We start from the raw sequence: 20557 nt of genomic DNA, 5'->3' as shown, positions 1-20557 counted from the left end.
CCCTACTGCATTCTACATGCGGAATCTACAGCAATTACAGCATGGATCTGCTCATGCAAGCATGATCAATACTGCTTGCACTTATGCCAAGCAAAGCTCGTATGCATACATGTTATGCCATGCTATTTGCAGCTTTACACGGCACTTTGCACAGCATAGCGATCATATAATGTACACACAAATGAGGGCACATAGTATGTACTACATGCCCTCATTGGAAACTACTTCTAGTGTAGCGGCTCAACCAGTCAAATGCTACAGAGCCTCAACTATCTACCTTACTTTGCCAATCCAGATGCACGAACTGCATCAAAACCGCGCTGCAAATCAGCCAAAATATCGTCAATGTGCTCCAAACCAATAGACAAGCGAATGGTGCCTGGACGAATACCCTGCTCCAACTGCTCCTCCTCAGTCTCCTGAGAGTGTGTAGTAGAAGCTGGGTGAATTACCAAACTCTTGGCATCAGCAACATTGGCAAGTAATGAGAAAAGCTGCAATTTATTGATAAACACGCGAGCCGCATCCTTACCACCCTTAATATCGAAGGTGAAAATAGAGCCACCACCATTAGGGAAATAACGCAAATACCGCTCATGATCTTCACGACCTTCAAGTGAAGGATGGCTAATCGATTCAACAACATCAACAGTACGCAAATAATCAACTACTGCTAATGCATTTTGGACATGACGCTCAACACGCAATGACAAGGTTTCCGTGCCCTGCAATAGCAAGAAAGCAGCAAATGGCGAAATGCAAGCACCAGTATCGCGCAGCAACACAGCACGAATACGTGTTACATAAGCCACAGGACCTAGTGCTTCATAGAAATTCAAGCCGTGATAGCTTGGGTCAGGTTCGCTCAACGTAGGATACTTTCCTGGAGTTTGTGCCCAGTTGAAAGAACCTCCGTCTACAATTACACCGCCAAGTGTTGTACCATGACCGCCAATAAACTTTGTTGCTGATTCCACTACAATATCTGCGCCGTACTCTAGAGGGCGGAACAGATATGGAGTTGCAAACGTGTTATCCACGATTACTGGCAAACCATGACGATGTGCAATCTCAGCAATGGCTTCTAAATCAGGCAAATCGGCATTTGGATTACCAAAAGTCTCTAAATACACCAACTTAGTATTATCTTGGATAGCAGCCTCAAATGATGCAGGATTCAAATCAACAAATGTGGTAGTAACACCATCATTAGGCAAAGTATGGGCAAGCAAATTGTAGGTACCGCCATACAGATTCTTTGCAGCTACAATATGATCACCCTGACGAGTGATATTGCGAATAGAATATTCAACAGCTGCTGCACCAGAAGCAACAGCAAGAGCTGCAGTACCACCTTCAAGAGCTGCGATACGCTTTTCAAACGCCTCCTGGGTAGAATTTGTCAAACGCCCATAAATATTTCCAGAATCAGTTAATCCAAATCGTGCTGCTGCATGATCAAAATCATGGAACACATAGCTGGTTGTAGCATAAATTGGGACGGCACGAGAATCAGTTGCTGGATCTGCTTGCTCCTGACCTGCGTGCAGCTGCAACGTCTCAAAATGATATTGTGGGTTGCTCATAATAAATGCCTCTTTCTAGAAGTGGTTGGTTCTCTTTAGTCATGACTTTACAAGACAAATCCTTAATACAACAGTAAAACATCGAAATTCGTTATTGATAAAAGTTATGACGCTTTACAGTTGCCTGCAATTGTTCAATTTCATAAAAACGTCAAGTATTTTTATTATGTGGTTATTGTAAGCTAGAACACAATTTGCGCGATACAGTGTAGAGTACATAACTATCACCAACAAAGAAAGGCAAGCCAGCATGAGTAACAATGCTGTTCTTTACCAGCGTGATGCCACTTACATCCCACGCATTGCAGCTGTACATGATATGTGTGGCTACGGAAAATGCTCACTAACTGCAGCAATTCCTATTCTTTCTGCAGCAGGATGTGACGTATGTCCTGTGCCAACTGCACTTTTTAGTGCCCACACCATGTATCAGCACTATACCTTCCATGACACTACCGAGATTCTTGCAGGATATTTGGATGCATGGCAGCAAGAAGGCGTTGATTTAGATGGTGTGTACAGCGGTTTTCTTGGTTCAGCAGAACAAGTAGCTATTATTCAGCGCTTGTATCGTGAATATCCACATGCTTTGCGTTTAGTAGATCCTGTTATGGGCGACGGCGGTCATATGTACCCGACCTATACCGAGGAACTGTGCCAAGAGATGGCAAAACTTGCTGATGGCGCTGATATTCTCATGCCAAATCTTACTGAGGCTTCTATTTTAACTGGTCGTGAGTACCCTGGTCAGAATCTCAATGACGAGCAGATTGTAGACTGGCTTGGCACTTTGCTTGATCTTGGCGCAAAAAATGTTGTTCTCAAGGGCATTGATCGTGGGGATGGTACTTTGCGCAATGCGGTAGCCAATGCAGCAGATGGTGCCGATCAGTTTACTTTGCTCACTCATGAAAAGCTCCCTTATATGATTCACGGCACGGGTGACGCATTTGCCTCTGCTCTGTGCGGAGCAGTAATGTCTGGTCGCAGCGTTGCTGAAAGCGCCCAGATTGCAGGTGAGTTTGTGCGCCATGCTATGCAAAGTACACGCAACCAGCCAAACTTTACTGAGCGCGGTGTGAGCTTTGAATTGAATCTTGGAGAAATGACTGCACTCGTACAGCAATAACTTTTGTTTCATAGCAATTGTACTGTGGCATGGCATTGTTGTTCCACAGTAATGCAAAGGGGCGCGTACTTTTAGCTTTCTAAATATTAGACTATTGAGCTATTAGTGCGCGTCCCCTTAATTTTTATATGTTTTTGTATATATTAGCTTTGTATCAGCTTAATATTAGTTTAAGGTTTCAGCGCATCTGAGGGGCAACAAACCTAGAATTTTCAGTCCACACTGCAATGGCTTGACGCACTGTTTGCACGCCCAATTTATGAGAAGCTCGAGTAACAAAAGTTTTCACTGTGGATGGCTTAACGCCCATATACTCACTAATCTGATCCATACTTAGTCCACGGCTTGCTAGGTCCAAAGCCGCAGCTTCACGGGGAGAAAGACGGAACTGTCTTGGAATAGGAGCCTCTCTCAGCTTCCGATAAGCCTCGGATACAGACATAAACCCGTCTTGCAATGCGGCACCAGATTGCGCACGCCCAATAATATGCTCAATATTAGTCTCCACTTGTTTGGCATAAATACCTTGTGCGCCTGAAGCTGCAGCACGCATGCGATGCTCGGTAGTTACTACTGGAGCAAAAAGCACTAATGATGTTGTGTCATTATGAGCTCGGATGGTGCGACATACACCCATGCCTTGCATACCGGAGTATCCGATTCCCATCAGCACTATGCGTGGTCGCGGATCGGTGAGACAACGTTCTACTGTTTCATTGCCTGAATTCGCTGTCCATACGATAGTTGCTAATGGCATTGATGTTTGCAACCGGTGCGCCAAGTATGCAAGCGCAAAATTGTCACTGTCGACTATCGCAATTGACAAATCCCCCGAACGTCCCCCTATCGAAAAGTCCAATTGCTCCATGAAATTACCCCCAACCATGTTCAGCTCTTACCATACTCAACTTTTGTGCGCAACACGCTCACAAAAGGATAGGGGGTATTCACTTGTCCACAATCCTTTCAACACATGACAGCTCAATTACCTTCTGCTGAACTAATACTATGAATAGTTTTCAAGATTTACAGCATTTGGCACAAGTAATGCATGATCCAACAATCACGGCAAAACAACTTGGTCAGTTCGGAGAAACCTACGCTGCACTTTGGCTACGTACACAACAATGGCGCATTATTGCGCGCAATTGGTCGAATCGATTTGGCGAACTTGATATTATCGCTCTTTCGCCAACCGGTATGCTGAGTTTTATCGAAGTAAAAACCAGAAGAAGCACCTTGTATGGCACTCCTCAAGAAGCGATAACAGCACGTAAGCAATCGCAAATTCAAAAGACTGCGCGATGGTGGTTGTATATCCACGGTAGTGATTACCCACATACTGGTATACGTTTTGATGTTATTGCTATTCGCGTGTGCATGGAATTAGCACAACCACAGGTTGACTGCATTGAACATGTATTTTCTGAGTGAGGCATCATGACAACAGCACGCACAAAAATTGGATCTTCACTCTCCATAGGACTTACGGGTATTCAGGCATATCTGCTTACCATGCAAACCAGTATTCATGCGGGGCTGCCTCAGTTTGCTATTATTGGGCTGCCTGATACCGCATTACAAGAGGCCAGAGAGCGCGTACGCTCTGCAGTTACAGCGACTGGCTTGCCTTGGCCAAGTGCACGCATTACTGTGAATCTTTCACCAGCATCAGTGCCAAAAACAGGTTCTGGACACGATCTTGCTATTACATTGAGCATACTTGCAGCACAAGGATTAGTACCACCTACACTTATAGAACATGTAGTGGCTCTTGGTGAGTTGAATTTAGATGGCAGAGTACTACCTATTGCTGGAATTTTACCTATGCTGCTTTTTGCTAAAACTCATCATATTACGCATGCTCTCGTGCCTGCGGCTAATTTAGCTGAAGCAAGACTTGTGCCAGAAATACGTGCTATCGGTATTGAGCATTTACGCGATCTCATTGATCTACTACGTATTGGTTCTGCCTCTGCACAGCGTCGATATAGTATTGACCAATTATGTGATCAATATCTTGAGCGCGCAGTTCATTCACGGCCTACCCTATCGGGTGATAACACTGATATGCACAGCCAACTACAAGGCGATATGGTTGATGTTATTGGTCAGACTCAGGCCAAGCATGCGCTTGTTATTGCGGCTGCTGGTGGGCATCATATGATGATGGTAGGCCCTCCAGGTACAGGCAAATCCATGTTAGCAAGTCGTTTTTCCACTATTTTGCCTCCTCTCAGCACACAGCAACAGCTAGAAGTCGCTTCGATTCGTTCCCTAGCAGGTACGCTCGGACAATTTGGTATTAGTAATATCCCTCCTTTTGAAGCGCCTCACCATACAGCAAGCGCAGCGTCTTTAGTTGGTGGTGGCGCTGGCATTGCTCGACCTGGAGCTGTAACGCGAGCACATCATGGCGTACTCTTTTTGGATGAAGCACCTGAATTTCAGCCACGAGTACTGCAAACCATTCGAGAACCTTTAGAAACCGGGCAAATTACTGTAGCTCGAGCTAAAATGAGTACCACATTCCCTGCTCATATCCAACTGATTCTTGCAGCAAACCCATGTCCATGCGGATATGATTGGGGCAACGGCAGACGATGTTCGTGCAGTCCTCGAGAAAAATCACGTTATTTCAACAGACTTTCAGGACCTATTCTTGACCGCATTGATATTCAAATTGAAGTTCCTCAAGAGAGTTTATTTGTTCCAAGCCCTGAGCAGCCACAGGAGACAAGTCATATATTGCGCGAGCGTGTATGCGAAGCACGTAATCGAGCACAGTATCGGTATCGTGAATTGGGTTGGTCATGTAATGGGCAAGCCTCTGGTCAGTGGCTGCGTGAGTATACACCTCGTCACGCCTTATTACCGATCATTGAAGCCTTAGATCAGGAACGAGTTTCCTTACGTGGCGCGGATAGAGCACTGCGACTAGCGTGGACTATTGCCGACCTTCGTCATGCTGATAAGCCGACTATAGATGATATTGCAGCTGGCTTATCCTTGCGTACCCGTATTCACGCCTAAGAGCGTTTTGTATCTGAGTTTTGCATATTGTTATATCTTTCGTCGAACGCCTAATAAGGAATATCATGTCTGGAACACCACATATTACTAACGAAACATTGGCACGTGCAATATTGACGAAGGCTATTGGGGAGCCCGATAGTTTAGCGTATGGACTGATACAGGGAGCTGGTTCAGGAGTATTCGCGCTTGCACTGATAGTTGCTCCAATTACTTCATCCCTACCGCAATGGCTGTATGAAGCGATACAACAATATGCAGCGTTATCGCTGGCGCAGCATAACGGTCAGTTCCAAGACGATACGCAGCAACGCTATAACGACAATCGACCACAACTCACCCATACTAAACAATTAAAAGCATTGCATGAGGAGATACAAGCATATTGTAATCACACCCAGCAAACTAAATATCATGCTAGACAATGCACCGCCGACGCACTACTCGATAAAGCACTTATTGCCGGTTGTGCGCAATGGGGAAAAATCATACACCAGCAAGGACTAACGCGGTGGCATCAGATACGAGAACAGTGGCGAGCGCAACTTGCACAACTGCCCCTGCATAATATTGACCAATTACAAGCCCAACTTACTTGCAATGGCACATACTGGATTCTTGGACCTGATAGCATGTTGTGGCCTCACCAATGGGATGATTTATCACAGCGCACCGATGCAGTTGCACCATTATGTATTTGGGGATTGGGAGATGCACACACACTTAGTGCGTGCGCGAAACCTATTGCTCTTGTGGGATCACGATATACTTCACCTGAAGGTATACGTATCACACAGCAACTCGCTTTACATGCAGCTCGCCGCGGGCACACGGTAGTCTCTGGAGGAGCAATGGGTATTGATGCTGCTGCACATGCAGCCTGTATTCAGGCACGCCATGAACGCAGTACAGGTCAAGATGAAGCACAAGCAGGACGAACTCTCGCCATTATTGCTGGAGGACTGAATCATCGAGGCCCAGTACGCAATCGCCCCTTATTTGATCAGATTGTGCAAGCACATGGTGCGCTTATCAGCGAAATGGCACCAGAAGAAATACCTCGACCACACCGCTTTTTGCTGCGTAATCGACTTATTGCAGCATACGCATCCACGGTTATTATTGTGCAGGCACAAGCTCGTTCCGGCGCACTGAACACTGCAACATGGGCTGCCGATTTAGCACGACCGGTACTTGCTGTGCCGGGGGATATTCAAAAAGGTCACCATACTGGCTGCCACGAGCTGGTCTACCAAGGAAAGGCTACGCTACTACCCTACCCTCAAGCGCTTGATGATTGGCTGCATGAAGCGCATGCGCCGATGCTCAGCAGCACCGCACAGCAACGCGTACAATCAGAAATCCTGAAACTGCTGGATACAGCAGGCACAACCAGTATCAGTATGGCTACATTGCTTAATACATTACAGCCCAGTTTTAGCGAACACGATATCTTAGCAGCATTGGGATTACTTGAAATAGACCAGCGCATAGAACGCACTATGCAAGGAACTATTCGTCCTATTGCTCGCGTAACCTCGCCAACTGAGACTGCGGTAACAAGTGCTCATCACACGTTACTACATGGTAAGCCAGTATTGCCAAGCAAGCCAGAGCTACCAAACCAATCAGCATTACCTAGTCAAGCGGGATTACCAATTCAGGCAACACTACCAAACCAGCAACTTGAACTACAGATTGATACGCTGTAAGAGCACGATGCGCGTGAGATTATTCCCACACACTATGCTCGCTGCGTGTGCCTAGTAACATAATCTACAGCCGCTACAGGGTCATCCGTAAGCATTACTAAATTCGGATCAAGTGGAGAAATCTTACCAGATTCCACAAGCGTAGTATTAACCCAGTCAAATAATCCTTGCCAATATGCAGTATTAAACAACACAATAGGCAAATGCGTCACCTTATGCGTTTGCACCAATGTTAATACCTCAAACATTTCGTCAAGTGTGCCAAAACCTCCAGGGCAAACAATCACTCCTGAAGAATACTTAACGAACATTGTTTTGCGAACAAAGAAGTATCGAAACGTCATTCCCAAATTAATATATTCGTTTAGCCCTTGTTCATGTGGCAATTCGATACCTAATCCTACTGAAACACCATCATGATGATACGCGCCTTTATTTGCAGCTTCCATTACTCCAGGACCGCCACCAGTAATAGTTGCAAAACCACGATCCGCAAGAAGTTCACCCATACGTTCGGCATGTTGATACAGAGCAGTACCACGGCGCTCTCTAGCAGATCCGAATACTGTTACAGCAGGACCAATATTCGCTAATGCGTCAAAGCCATCGACAAATTCTGATTGGATACGCAGCACACGCCACGGATCCATCCGTAGCCAATCAGTATCATCATGCTGATTGATAAGATTGCCACTCGATGTTTGTTCTGGAATCATCGCACCGCGCATTATTACGGGACCGCGATAATACGCTCCCTGATGCGATGGTGCTACTGACTGCGTCGGTTCGCCAACCTGCACTTGCGCACTTAGCTGTTCTTGTACACTCTCTTGTTTGTCTGACTGATCGTTCATACTATTACCCTACAATTTGCCGTATTGGTATTACACCATTCCTACCAACTCTTATACTCTCATACAGACTAGTACAGAAGTACTAGCACAAACTTGAGCACGCTCATCTCCAAACCACAAAACAGTCACAAAGCATCTCTGGCAAACGCATCTATGCTATGCTCAACTCAACCACCAAAAAACTAAAATATATGAAACTAGGAGCTTTGTTATGGTTACTACCACGCAACCAGACCATAACCATGATACTGATTCTTTCGCACAACGGGTCTATCGTATTGTCTGCCAAATTCCTAAAGGAAAAGTTGCTACCTATGGTCAGATTGCGGCTCTGCTGGGTGCTCCTCGTTCAGCACGCTATGTCGGTTTTGCCCTACATGCCAATCCACAACCAGGCGTTATACCCTGCCACCGCGTAGTGTTCAAAAATGGCGCTTGTGCACCGGGTTTTGCTTTTGGAGGACCTGATGAACAACGTAAACTACTTGAAGAAGAAGGCGTAACCTTTATCCCAGCCAAATCATCAACTCAAAGAGTGCGTGCAAAAGCATCCTCATCTCAACAAGGAGTCTCTATAACAGAACAATCTTCAGAACCCATCATGGTTGTCGATATGCAACGCCATCAGTGGAACGCTTAGCAGACATGTGCAGTGGTTTCTGAGCATACACGCAGATGTGCACGCTCACAGAATCCTCACCCAAGGCGCCAAGCACTACTGTTTTGCAGCTACAATAATACCAGTGCCAATAGGAAGCACATGCACTGCAAATCGATCGTCATGCACAATCTCTTCGGTAAATGCTCGCATTAGCACCGCTTTACTACTGTGATCAGCTGGATTGATCACACCGCCTTGTGATTGCTCATCACGCTGCGCAAATGCATCTGCGACAATAAGTACACCGCCATCACGAAGTACGCGATGCGCCTGATCAAGCATATCCTCATAATTACTGAGGTCACCATCAATCACCACCACATCGTAGTCGCCAGCGTTAAGCCTTGGTACGAACAGTTGAGCAGATGTGTTAGCCACACGCAAACGTGTGCGGATGGGCTGTTCCAAACGGGCAGGCACACTACGGACCAGCACTGCACCACGATGCGAAGAATCCACAACCGTAAGCTGACCTGCAGCCGTCTGCATACCGACACTATCCATAGCAATCAACAGCTGTGCAGTTTCAACTGCATTACCAGTGCCAAGCAATAAGACTGACTCTGCTTGAAGCAAGTGTGCCATCATTCCAAGCCATTGCGCTTGCATAGCACTTGTTGGACTAAACCCAAGCTCAATAGCATCATCGCGTACATCCTGAATACCAGCTGGCTCAGCACTTGCAGCAAGACGATCCGTATATTCCCAAGCCTTTGCAAGGTTTAAGGCGTCATTGTGTTCCATCACACTCTCCACTCTCGTTTATTACGCGTTCTGCACGTTGCATACTACATAATTACAGCACACTACGATGCCCGCGCTTGATCGACCTGTTGAATAACCTTCCAGATCTCCTCACCAACATCAATACCTTTAGGGCAATGCAGTGAGCATGCGCGCACTGATTGACATGCTGGAGCAGCATCAGGCTCGCCCACTTGTTCAAGTCTATGCTCGCCGGCAATGTCGCGTGAATCGTGCATAAAACGTGAAGCCATCACAATCGCCGCAGGACCGACAAAGGCCTCACCTCCTGCGTACACTGGGCAGCTTCCTTCACATACTCCGCATGCAATGCAATTGCTGAGTAATTCGTATTGTGCTAATTCCTCGGGCTTTTGCAAATACTCAAAAACGTCAATCTTGCCTTCTGCAGTACGTTTCAGATTACCTGCAGCTTGCAAATATGGTTGTAACCGTTTAATTTGCTCCATCATAGGATCAATATCGGCAATAAGATCTTTCACTACAGGAAATCCAGGAAGTGCTGCAAGGTCAATAACCCATTCCTGATGTCGCGAATCAGCTGACGCTGACTGTTCCGCATCATGCTGTGGCTGCGCAGTTTTTCTAAATCCTAAGTCATCTACTTGAGCGTGGTTCTTTGGCTGAGCCCACTGACTTGCTTTAGCAGTGCACAGTAATGTCGGTGTGCCATTAATAGCTACAGCATCCGAGCCACACATACCATGTCCACACGAATACCGAAATGCCAACGTTGGGTCTACCGTGCGCTTGACGGTAAGTAGCATATCAAGCACGGTGTCTTCTGGACGAACCTGAAGTCGGTATTCTTGCGTCCAATGTTTGCCACGAATACGTTTGCTCGATGTTGAAGTTGCTGTGGGAGCACCAAATGGCGACGATGATCGTTTAGCGAAAGGACTTGCTCCTCGGCTACTACGCTTGCGCTCAGGCTTAGGCGTAAAGCGAGCCACGCGTAAGGTAATCCACATCTGTTTTGTAGATTGTTGGTGTTGCACTAGATTTTTCTCCGACAATTGTTTGCATACTCCTGTGTAATCGTACTGTCTTAGTACTCGCGTTCGGTTGGCGGGAATTGTGTAATATGCACTTGCTGATACTGCAACTGCATATGTCGGTCAATCATAGAATGTCGTAACCAATGCTCGTCATCGCGATGCGGAAAATCGGTTCTCGACAGTGATCCGCGTGATTCCTGCCTTGATAGAGAAGCTTGCAACATAGCCTGAGCTAATACCAGCATATGCCGTGTCTCCATAAGCGCCACAATCTCTTGATTGTACGCTGCAACCGGTGTATGAGGATAACATTGTTGCAGCTCAAGTGACAACACATCAAGCGCAGTAAGACCTTGTTCAAGACTTTCAGCATTGCATCGAACCGCGGCGGCTTGTTCCATAACGATACCGATACGGCGCATGAGTGCATACACATTACCACCCTGTTCATCAGATGAAGCCTCACTGACCGCACTATCTGCACCATTTTCTTCAGACCCGTATTGCACTATAGTTTGCTGTTCATCTTCAAGCTGGCTCGCATCCTGATATGCTTGAGCCTTTTGCAAGAGTGCTTCCATGTACTGTTTGCGCCGATTGAATGCTGCTTGTAACGAAGCACTGGTCTCTTGTGCATGGTTGACATCATCTGATTCATCTGAAGATGCTGTACCCAATACATTTATATCTAATGAATCTGCATCTAATGTTTCTACTGTTGCTGTACTATCAGCTATACGTTCTTGCATCTGATTCAAAAGTTGCTGTGCAATCGTCTGCCCAGCACGCGTGCCAAAAAGACAAGCATCGAGAAGTGAATTTGCACCAAGCCTATTAGCCCCGTGTACACTGACGCATGAGCACTCTCCAGCTGCATATAGTCCGCGTACAATCTGCCGCATACCATCGCACACCTTATATACTTCTCCGTTAAGAGTAATCGGAATGCCACCCATCGTGTAATGTGCAGTGGGTCGAATTGGAATCAGATCATGCTGGGGATTGAGACCCGTATATGTTTCAATGGTTGATACTACTTCAGGTAGTTTTGAGCGCAAAGCATCTGCATCAATTGCACGCAAATCAAGCCATACGCAATCATGCACATCGTCAGCATACGTCGGATCTGCTACTCCTCTACCCGCATCTATTTCAGCCATAATTGCTCGTGAAACAACATCACGAGCAGCCAAATCACCGTGTTCTGGAGCATAACGCTGCATAAATTGCTCACCTTGAGCATTACGCAGTGTTCCTCCCTCAGCTCGTGCGGCTTCAGAGAGTAGTAAACCAGTATGTGCTAAGCCTGTAGGATGAAATTGCACAAATTCAATATCTTCAAGTTGCAAACCAGCATCAAGACCTAATGCCATACCATCGCCAGTAAGATCCCAAGAATTTGTGGTGGTGTGAAAAACACGTCCAGCTCCACCTGTTGCCAACACAATATGTGCAGCTCCAATTGCATGAGTAATGCCTGTACTCATGTCAATAGCAACCACTCCTTGCGCCTGATGATTGTCAATTACAAGATCGCTTACATACCATTCTTCAGCAAACTGCACTCCTAAACGCACACATTGCTGCCATAAGCTATGCAAAATTTGGTGCCCAATACGATCTGCTGCATATGCTGTTCTGCGTACACTTTTTCCACCAAACTCCGCAGTATGACCACCAAACCGACGCTGATCAATATGCCCATCTGCTGTTCTTGAAAAGGCAACACCATCATGCTCAAGTCGAATCACTGTCTTTGGCGCATCCTGCGCTAATATCTGTGCAGCATCCTGATCAACTAACCAATCGCCACCTTTTACCGTATCAAACCAATGCCAGTGCCAATCATCAGGTTCAACATTAGCTAAGCTCGCCGCAATACCGCCTTCAGCACTCCCGGTGTGTGAGCGCAATGGGTGGAGTTTAGAAATAACCAATACGGAAGGAGTATGACCAAGCTTTGCGCTTTGCTGATAAGCCTCAGAGCGAAGTAATCCGAGTACTGCAGATAATCCAGCTGCACCAGCACCAATTACCACAACATCATAGTGTTTGTGCACTTCTCGCGTACCCATGTGATGCCTCCATACCGTAGTTTGGCTCGTACCAACGATAACTGTACACCGAGTTACTAACTAGGCATTACTGATGACGGTACTTGCGCCTACGCCTACGTAGCTCCTCCTCGCTTACCTGCCTACCCAATGCTCGTTTGCGTTTCCAAAACTTACGAGTGGTGACATTGCGCTGGATGTTTTGACTAGTACCATGTACTGTATCTACATCAGCACTATTGCTTTGAGATTCAGCATCATCGTTAGACTGCTGAATGCTGTGCTCCGCCTGCTGAGCTTGTGGATGGCGCGCATGATAGCGTGCAACTGCCAATGGACTAAGTGCTTCCATATTGATAGTCACACTACCATCAGCAAGTACTTCTTCGACATCAATATTGTCATCTCCAGCAGCTTGCCGAATAGCATCATCTAATTCACGATCAGCGGCAGCAAGTGCAAAACGCTGCGATTGCCTATGAAGGAGCACTCCGGAGATTGCAGCAGCAAGTAACGAAGCCACTAGCACACCAAAACGTGCTTCTGCGGAAAGTTCAGGATCCTTATATGCCAACGTGGCGATAAGGAACGATACCGTAAAACCAATACCACAAGCACATGCTGCTGGGAATAAATCACGCACACGCAGCCCCTTTGCCAATTTGAGACCCGCAACATGCGTGCTTATCCAAGCGGTAATCATAATGCCAATAGGTTTACCGAGTACCAGAGCCACAATAATGCCAAGCACTACCGGGGAGATAAACATGGTCCAAGAAACAGTCTCAAAATGCACACCTGTAGCAAACAGCGCAAATAACGGGAGTGCTAACAGCGCTGAGAACGGCTGCAACTTATCCTTGTACCGCTCTGCACGAGGAGAATGCTCACCGTGAATCTCTCTTGCTGGGGTAAGCAAACCAACTAATACACCTGCCAGCGTTGGATGAACGCCTGCCTCAAACATCATCACCCAAGCGAGAATGCCAACAATACCAACTAATATCCATGGTACTTTACGACGTTTAACGAGCACAGACCATACTAGTGCACATACAATGACGCCAACAAACCAATACCATGCATTCAAATTCGAGAAAAATACCGCGATAACAATAACTGCCAGCAAATCATCCACAGTGGCCAAAGTCATCAAAAACGCACGAATGGAGCCAGGCAATGCTTTAGCAAAAAGCGCCAGAACAGTAAGCGAAAACGCAATATCCGTTGCTGTTGGAACCGCCCAACCTTGTGCAATCTCTTGGAAAGCATGCACTTGCCCAGTAGCTACTGCCTCATAACCAGCTACTCCAGCGCCTATACCAAATAGCGAAAAAGTTGCCGTGACAATAATAAACAACACTGGAGGCACTGCCATACCACCCACAGCGCAAGCCATTGGTACAGCAGCAGCCCTAGGATTTGCCAGTGAGCCTGTGGTAAGCTCCTGCTTCAAATCTAAGCCCACAACAAGGAAAAAGATAGTAAGCAAACCATCTTGCGCCCAGTGCCCAATTGGCAAGACGATATTAGTTCCTGGTATACCAAGCTGCGTCTCGGCAATTGTTTCAAATATATGTGCCGTAAAAGGGATATTAGCGAGTAATAACCCCGCAAGCGCAAACCCAAGCATAATTAAACCAGATATGGTATCAGAATGAGCGATACGTTGTACCCCTGCCCACCATTGCATTGTTTTTGCTCGAGTCTGCTCTAATTTCACGCGATTCCCTTCTATATAAGTAGTTTACTAATATTGATATCGCATCACACAGTCACAGTACTGACTGTCTGTTTTGTGCTCTATTCCTATTGTAACGGCTATCTATACGCTTATACGCCCACAGCTACATATGTCGTACTTACACATTGAGACACGCCGATTTGCGTTCGTACACACTGAGGGATATATTAGTCGAGTTGCTTGAAGCAATCAAGTAAACATGCGCCAGTAGCCCAATGGATTAGAGCATTTGACTACGGATCAAAAGGTTGCAGGTTCGAATCCTGTCTGGCGCACCGATAAGACCAAGGCTTCGTGTTTTGGTCTTTTTTATTATTCCATCTACCTAGTTGGGTTATCAAGTAGCGTATCGTCCACTTACCGATATTTTGGATGATTTAGATCCAGCATTAGTTAATCCGATTCTAGCTAACAAGCGTTTCCAGACACTATTTCATGCGAATGCGACCCCAGATAATGCCGTAACCAAGTGGGTAGATACACGTGTCGCACAGCGCTAATACCAAGATATAATTCAAAGTCTGGTGTAGTATGTCATTTGCTACACCAGACACTACGCCAAGCCCTTTGCCAATTGTGTAGTCGAGCGCAGAATAATACGAGCAGGCAACAGCTCATGAGGATGTGCTAATTCCACACCATGCAATAAATCCAGTGTCTTTTTTGCAGCTATAACCCCCATAGCGTACGGATCTTGACGCAATGTTGTCAGATCCGCAATATCAGCAATATCCGCGTCATCAAAGCCCACAACTGACATATCTTCTGGCACACGAATACCCTGATTACGCAAAGCCTTAATCACAGCAATTGCACTTGCATCTGTTTGCACACATAGCGCCGTCGGACGCTGCTCTAATCCTAAAATTCTCGAAACGAGTTCATTTGCAATTTGCTCATTACTGGTGAAGTGATCATACTCCGACAACGAAATAATAGGAGCATGCCGTTGATCAAGCCCATACTCTTGTGCAACTTGCTCGAAAATATGCGCGCGCTCAACTGTGCTATACACCATATCAGCAGGCATATAGTCAGTAACAAAGCCAATAGTGCTATGCCCCAGTGAACGCAACAACTGCACAGCCTTACGCATACCATCAACATTGTCAATTCCAATTGAAGCATTGCCATATGATTGTGCAGGAATATCTACCCCAATAACTGGAATATCGGTTTGCTGTAAGTATGCACGCATCTGATTATCAACTTGGAATGAAGCAATAATCATAGCGTCAACGTTGCCAACATTGGGAAGATGACGAAAAAAATCTATAGCATCTTGCTGAGTAATAATATAGCTTGGTGCAATATCGTATCCTGCAGGGTTAAGCACATCATATATACCTTGCAGCACATTAGCGTTAAACCATTGGTTCAGCTTGCCTGAAGTAAGTAGCATCACTCGCATATTTTTTCCCGAAGCAAGCGATGAAGCATGTTTAGAAAGCGTAAAATGCAATTGTTCAGCAGCCTGCAATACCTTCTGACGAGTTGTAGGCGTAACACTATCTACACCACGTAGGGCGCGAGATACTGTTGCCTGTGACACACCAGCAAGTTGCGCTACATCAGCTATCGTTGGCTTCATTACCGCTCCTCAGTATTGCGCTTACATATTGCTATTCCTATCTTTAACTATAGCAACACACCTTACAAAAGAATATTTGCACGTTAAAAATGTAAGCGCTATCATCATACAAGCATTACATTTAAATATTCAAGTATTAAACAAATAAATATGAACAATATTGATATGTAAGCGCTATCATTTTGCAATGATGCATAACGAAGGAAGCCACTATGAATACACCTATTCGTACAACACAAGGTCGAACATTAAAAACCATAGTTGCCGTACTGTCAGCACTAGCACTCACTACCTCACTTGCCGCATGTTCAAGCGACAGCACAGACTCTTCCAAAGGGCATGTGTATTTTATGAACAACAAACCAGAAGTTGTAGACCAATACAAACAACTTGCTGATATGTATACCAAAGAAACTGGTGTAAAAGTTGATATTCAAACTGGAGCTTCAGGCACATATGATGCCACAATGACATCAGAATTGGCAAAATCAAATGCGCCAACTATGTTCAATGTTTCCGGATTCGATCAATTTGCAAAATACCAAAAGTACGTAGAACCTTTGCAAGACACAGAACTTTTCAAGCTGCTTAATGACGAAGGTAAAGCAAATTCATATACCATTGATGGCAAATCCTACACGCTGCCTTATGCTGCAGAATGGTATGGCATTATTTACAACAAGAAAATTCTCAATACCTACTGTTCAAAAGATTATGCTGTGATTCACAGTGCCGACGAACTCACTAATTTTCAAACTCTGAGCAAAGTCGCTAAATCCATGCAAGAGCACAAAGATGATCTTGGTATTGAAGGGGCTTTTGCAACTCCTGGTCTGGACGCATCAGACACGTATCGATTCACCGCGCATATGTCCCGTATTCCACTGTATTTCGAGTATAAGGATATGAATACCACATTCTCGAAAACAATTAAAGGAACATACTTACAGAACTATAAAGATCTCTTTGATTTGGAATTGCACAATAGCCCGACTGAACCATCTATGGTAAGCTCCAAATCCTATGATGATGTTACTGCAGAATTCGCACTCGGCAAAGTAGCATTCTATCCAAACGGCGTATGGTCATATTCACAAATCAAAGGTAACGAAGTTGCTGATGAAGATCTTGGAATGCTCCCATATTACATGGGCATTACAGGTGAAGAAGAAACTGGACCAGCAGGTGTATATGACGCAAGCTGGGCAGTCAATAAAAACGCTTCCAAACAAGATAAGCAAGCAACGCTGGACTTCATCAAATGGATGGTTACCAATAATGATGCCAAGAAGATTCTCTCCCAAGACATGGGTTTCTCTGTACCATTTACCACATTTAACGACAAAGCCTACCAGCCAAAGAATCCTCTTACCACTGCCGCACGCGCTTATATCGAAGCAGGCAAAACCTCAGTAAGAAGCTTCACACTGCCAGATCAGCAGTGGCAGGATGATTTCTCTGCAGCGCTTATTGAATACGCACAAGGCACCGGATCATGGGATACCTTTACAAAAGCTTTTGTTAATGGATGGTCAACTGAATGGAATAACAACGAACAAGTACTCGGTTCCGTTCCTCAAGCGACAGCATTTGATAAGCAATAAACATACGAGTCATTGACACCATTACTAGGAATACTAAATCATATAAGTGTAAATGAGAGCTACTCAATTTTGCAATGCGTTGGACCTGTGGCAACTATGTCACAGGTCCAAACGTTACTCACCTATAAACTATGATCAAGGGCGTACTGGTTAGTTAATACTGGCAATGTATTCATGCTCATCATTCCTTAATCCATCTGCAATGCAGTACAACACCACGATGTGAGATACTGTGCTTTAAGCTTAAAAGTATTGAAGGTGGACAAGAAGACTGTTGCCAAACGTTGCCAAAATAACGCCAGTACGTGATACCTCAACCCACGTAATTCCAATAGCCCAGTAAATTACTGCATCAGTGTGCGTGCAAGCTGCTCAAACCTATGTGCCAGATCATGATCGGCAAGTTTGCCATGCTCATCGAGCACCACAGGATGGCCAGCTTCTCCTGACTGCCGCAACTCGGTTTCTAATGGGATTTGCATCAAAAGTGGCACATCATAACGCAATGCGCGAGTGAGCTGTTGACTTACGCGAGCGCCACCGCCTTCACCAAAAATCGTCAGACGCTCACCATGGTGGTCGTACCAGCTCATATTCTCTATTACGCCGCGCACTTTCATCGGCACTTGAAGAGCGACAAGCCCACTGCGCACTGCCACATCAGAGGCGCTTGGCTGAGGAGTGGTGACTACCACGAGTTCTGCGTTCGGCAAAGTTTGTGCTACTGCCAATGCCATATCACCAGTACCTGGTGCGAGATCAATAACCAGTACATCTGGCTCTCCCCACCACACGTCTGATAAGAACTGTTCTAATGATCGATGAAGCCGAGGTCCTCTCCATAGAATGGCTCGATCAGCTCCCGCAAACATGCCAATGGACATAGTTTTCACGCCCCATGCTGTCACTGGCATTAACATGCCATTAAGATTCGTGGGCTGTCCATGCGCACCAAGCAAAGTTGGCAGTGAAAATCCATAAATATCCGCGTCAATTGCCGCAGTATCGTATCCAAGAGCCGCGAATGTTGCTGCTAAATTGGCACTCACCGAGGATTTACCTACACCGCCTTTTCCAGATGCGATAGCAAATATTTTTGTTTTAATTCCAGGCTTGTTAAAGGGATTGCGACGGCGTGCTTCTTTCAAATCATCAACAAGCTGCGTCAATTTTTGCTCACTCATCGAGCCAACAGCAATATGAGGTACTAGAGTTGCCGCAGGATATGAGGTTACCGCATCATTGATGGCATCAATAATTTGTTGTGTGAGTGGACATCCGGCAACAGTAAGCTCTACTCGTACTGTGACATCAACTACTGGCTTTCCAGCATCGATGATGTCGCGCGGCACAGCTTCTATACCAACAATCATACCTAATTCAGTTATTGACTTCCCTAATTCTGGGTCAATTACTTTGCTCAATCGTTCTCGAACATTGCGTTCAATAACAACATCTGATTCAACTCGTTCACTCATGTGCACCACACTAGCGTGAAGTCTTCCTATATGCTACGTGTGTTGGGCAAACAATTGTTGGCGAACGCCCCCCTACTGGAATAACTGATTTTATAGCATTACTAAAGCTAGCATTACAAAAGGCTGGCATATAGTCATTCGCATATACACCAGCCTAGCTGTTCATACAGTTTTGGGTTGCAGCCAGAATATCTTTATAGTTGCTGCAGTTAGCCTACCTAATCTATTAACTGATTCTTCTAGCTACTCCTAGTGGCACGAGTTATAATCCTTGTCACACTATGCTTGAGTTTCGTGCAGTCGATGTGCCAGCTCAGCTAAATGCACACCATGCGTTAAGAATTCATGTGTATGGCACACATATCCGTGCTTTCTGCCAACTGCAGCAATATAGCCATTGATATAATCCACTTCTGTAGGGCGAGAATGAATCATGTCTTGATACATTGATGGGTAATGCAATGGGTTACCAGTCCGTGAAACATAATCCACTGTTTCCAGCTCTTCATCACGAGTATTGATCAGCTTAACACCATCGCGTTCTAATGCGTCATAGGCTTCATCAATAAGCTGTCGTGCGACATCGCGTGCTCCTGGATAGCTGATAAATTGCCCCATTTGAATTTGATACATAGTGCATAGTGTGTTCACTACAGAGTTAAACACCACTTTTGCCATGCAAGTACCCTTTAAATCTTGGGTAATTGTTGGATTAAAATTAGCCTGCTGCAAATCATCATGCATCTGACGCTCAATTTCAGTAATGTCACCTGTATACGAGCATAGCGTCATAGTTCCAGCACCAGGTTTGCCAATAAAATCAACATCTCCTGGACCGTTTAATACTGTAGCAACCAAAGCTGTGCCACCATAAATGCGATCTTCGCTAAAGTACTGTCGAATATGGTCAAAGTGACCCCATCCGTTCATAGCACTAAACACTACTTGGTGGTCTTGGAATAATCCTGCATCATGGCAACGCTTCAGTACTGCCTCAAGCTGCATTTGCTTAAGCATAATAATCCACACATCAGGGTTGCCGGTATATTCTTCAGGTCGATACACTTCGATAGGTACCAGATGGCGATTTTCATGATCGCGACTGACATATACGCCGCCTTGGCGACGCACCGCTTCAATGCCTGGCTCCCAAGTATCAACAAAATCAACGGTTTTGCCAGCGAGCTTCTGCAATAATATGCCGTAGCGTAATCCCATTGCTCCAGCACCGAGTACAGCGTATTTCATAGTTCCTCCACAACGCGCGTAATAGTTCCGTGGCATGACGCTACACATAGGTGTTTTCACCAGTCAAGTGCTACATATATTTCTCCCGAAATCTGAACTA

At 45.5% G+C, this 20557-nt stretch carries 16 protein-coding genes, 1 tRNA gene and 1 pseudogene; 8 read left to right on the top strand and 10 right to left on the bottom strand.

The annotated features are described in order from the left end of the window. Nucleotides 1-278: 278 nt before the first annotated feature. Complete coding sequence (locus IEU85_RS01405; protein WP_188354461.1) at nucleotides 279-1586, bottom strand: O-acetylhomoserine aminocarboxypropyltransferase/cysteine synthase family protein; 1308 nt, start codon at nucleotides 1584-1586, stop codon at nucleotides 279-281. A gap of 250 nt (nucleotides 1587-1836) precedes the next feature. Between IEU85_RS01405 and IEU85_RS01400 the strand changes: the two genes are divergently transcribed. Further along, nucleotides 1837-2715 carry a pyridoxamine kinase gene (locus IEU85_RS01400; RefSeq protein ID WP_188354460.1) on the top strand — a complete coding sequence of 293 codons (879 nt, stop codon included), beginning with the start codon at nucleotides 1837-1839 and terminating at the stop codon, nucleotides 2713-2715. A gap of 178 nt (nucleotides 2716-2893) precedes the next feature. On the opposite strand, the gene IEU85_RS01395 is transcribed toward IEU85_RS01400, so the two are convergent. Beyond that, nucleotides 2894-3583 carry a response regulator transcription factor gene (locus tag IEU85_RS01395; protein WP_188354459.1) on the bottom strand — a complete coding sequence of 230 codons (690 nt, stop codon included), beginning with the start codon at nucleotides 3581-3583 and terminating at the stop codon, nucleotides 2894-2896. Nucleotides 3584-3723: 140 nt separating this feature from the next. Between IEU85_RS01395 and IEU85_RS01390 the strand changes: the two genes are divergently transcribed. From IEU85_RS01390 to IEU85_RS01380, 3 genes are all read left to right on the top strand, one after another. Further along, the gene (locus IEU85_RS01390) at nucleotides 3724-4149 is read left to right on the top strand and encodes a YraN family protein (protein WP_188354458.1); all 426 of its coding nucleotides are present in this window, start codon (nucleotides 3724-3726) and stop codon (nucleotides 4147-4149) included. A gap of 6 nt (nucleotides 4150-4155) precedes the next feature. Beyond that, nucleotides 4156-5748: a YifB family Mg chelatase-like AAA ATPase gene (locus IEU85_RS01385; protein WP_188354457.1), complete on the top strand. Its 1593-nt coding sequence runs from the start codon at nucleotides 4156-4158 to the stop codon at nucleotides 5746-5748. A 65-nt stretch (nucleotides 5749-5813) separates the two neighbouring features. Then, complete coding sequence (locus tag IEU85_RS01380; RefSeq protein ID WP_188354456.1) at nucleotides 5814-7460, top strand: DNA-processing protein DprA; 1647 nt, start codon at nucleotides 5814-5816, stop codon at nucleotides 7458-7460. Between the two features lie 32 nt (nucleotides 7461-7492). On the opposite strand, the gene IEU85_RS01375 is transcribed toward IEU85_RS01380, so the two are convergent. Next, complete coding sequence (locus tag IEU85_RS01375) at nucleotides 7493-8188, bottom strand: LOG family protein (protein WP_229714727.1); 696 nt, start codon at nucleotides 8186-8188, stop codon at nucleotides 7493-7495. Between the two features lie 337 nt (nucleotides 8189-8525). On the opposite strand from IEU85_RS01375, the gene IEU85_RS01370 reads away from it, so the two are divergent. Beyond that, the gene (locus IEU85_RS01370) at nucleotides 8526-8954 is read left to right on the top strand and encodes an MGMT family protein (RefSeq protein ID WP_188354454.1); all 429 of its coding nucleotides are present in this window, start codon (nucleotides 8526-8528) and stop codon (nucleotides 8952-8954) included. Between the two features lie 75 nt (nucleotides 8955-9029). On the opposite strand, the gene IEU85_RS01365 is transcribed toward IEU85_RS01370, so the two are convergent. The 4 genes and pseudogenes from IEU85_RS01365 to IEU85_RS01350 all read right to left on the bottom strand — a co-directional run. Next, nucleotides 9030-9719, bottom strand: a complete 690-nt coding sequence (locus IEU85_RS01365; RefSeq protein WP_188354453.1) for an O-methyltransferase — start codon at nucleotides 9717-9719, stop codon at nucleotides 9030-9032. Nucleotides 9720-9781: 62 nt separating this feature from the next. Beyond that, nucleotides 9782-10711, bottom strand: coding sequence for a succinate dehydrogenase/fumarate reductase iron-sulfur subunit (locus IEU85_RS01360; RefSeq protein ID WP_188354452.1), 930 nt, complete (start codon nucleotides 10709-10711; stop codon nucleotides 9782-9784). 77 nt (nucleotides 10712-10788) lie between these two features. Then, nucleotides 10789-12813, bottom strand: a complete 2025-nt coding sequence (locus IEU85_RS01355) for an FAD-binding protein (RefSeq protein ID WP_188354451.1) — start codon at nucleotides 12811-12813, stop codon at nucleotides 10789-10791. A 331-nt stretch (nucleotides 12814-13144) separates the two neighbouring features. Further along, nucleotides 13145-14485 (bottom strand): annotated as a pseudogene (locus IEU85_RS01350) (Na+/H+ antiporter NhaA); the annotation flags it as partial. Nucleotides 14486-14737: 252 nt separating this feature from the next. On the opposite strand from IEU85_RS01350, the gene IEU85_RS01345 reads away from it, so the two are divergent. Together IEU85_RS01345 and IEU85_RS01340 are read left to right on the top strand one after the other, a co-directional pair. Further along, a tRNA-Arg gene (locus IEU85_RS01345) sits at nucleotides 14738-14811 on the top strand. A 54-nt stretch (nucleotides 14812-14865) separates the two neighbouring features. Continuing rightward, nucleotides 14866-15036: a hypothetical protein gene (locus tag IEU85_RS01340; RefSeq protein ID WP_188354450.1), complete on the top strand. Its 171-nt coding sequence runs from the start codon at nucleotides 14866-14868 to the stop codon at nucleotides 15034-15036. 53 nt (nucleotides 15037-15089) lie between these two features. Here IEU85_RS01340 and IEU85_RS01335 read toward each other — a convergent pair whose 3' ends face one another. After that, nucleotides 15090-16127 (bottom strand): LacI family DNA-binding transcriptional regulator, encoded by a 1038-nt coding sequence (locus IEU85_RS01335; RefSeq protein WP_188354449.1) that lies wholly within the window; start codon nucleotides 16125-16127, stop codon nucleotides 15090-15092. A gap of 212 nt (nucleotides 16128-16339) precedes the next feature. On the opposite strand from IEU85_RS01335, the gene IEU85_RS01330 reads away from it, so the two are divergent. Continuing rightward, nucleotides 16340-17731 (top strand): ABC transporter substrate-binding protein, encoded by a 1392-nt coding sequence (locus IEU85_RS01330; protein ID WP_188354448.1) that lies wholly within the window; start codon nucleotides 16340-16342, stop codon nucleotides 17729-17731. A 344-nt stretch (nucleotides 17732-18075) separates the two neighbouring features. On the opposite strand, the gene IEU85_RS01325 is transcribed toward IEU85_RS01330, so the two are convergent. Continuing rightward, nucleotides 18076-19209 (bottom strand): Mrp/NBP35 family ATP-binding protein, encoded by a 1134-nt coding sequence (locus IEU85_RS01325; RefSeq protein ID WP_188354447.1) that lies wholly within the window; start codon nucleotides 19207-19209, stop codon nucleotides 18076-18078. A gap of 279 nt (nucleotides 19210-19488) precedes the next feature. Further along, the gene (locus IEU85_RS01320) at nucleotides 19489-20457 is read right to left on the bottom strand and encodes a ketopantoate reductase family protein (RefSeq protein ID WP_188354446.1); all 969 of its coding nucleotides are present in this window, start codon (nucleotides 20455-20457) and stop codon (nucleotides 19489-19491) included. Nucleotides 20458-20557 lie beyond the last annotated feature (100 nt).

It is taken from the genome of Galliscardovia ingluviei (assembly GCF_014635685.1).
In the GTDB taxonomy this organism is placed as follows: domain Bacteria; phylum Actinomycetota; class Actinomycetes; order Actinomycetales; family Bifidobacteriaceae; genus Galliscardovia; species Galliscardovia ingluviei.
This window is presented reverse-complemented; position numbering and strand designations above follow the sequence as displayed.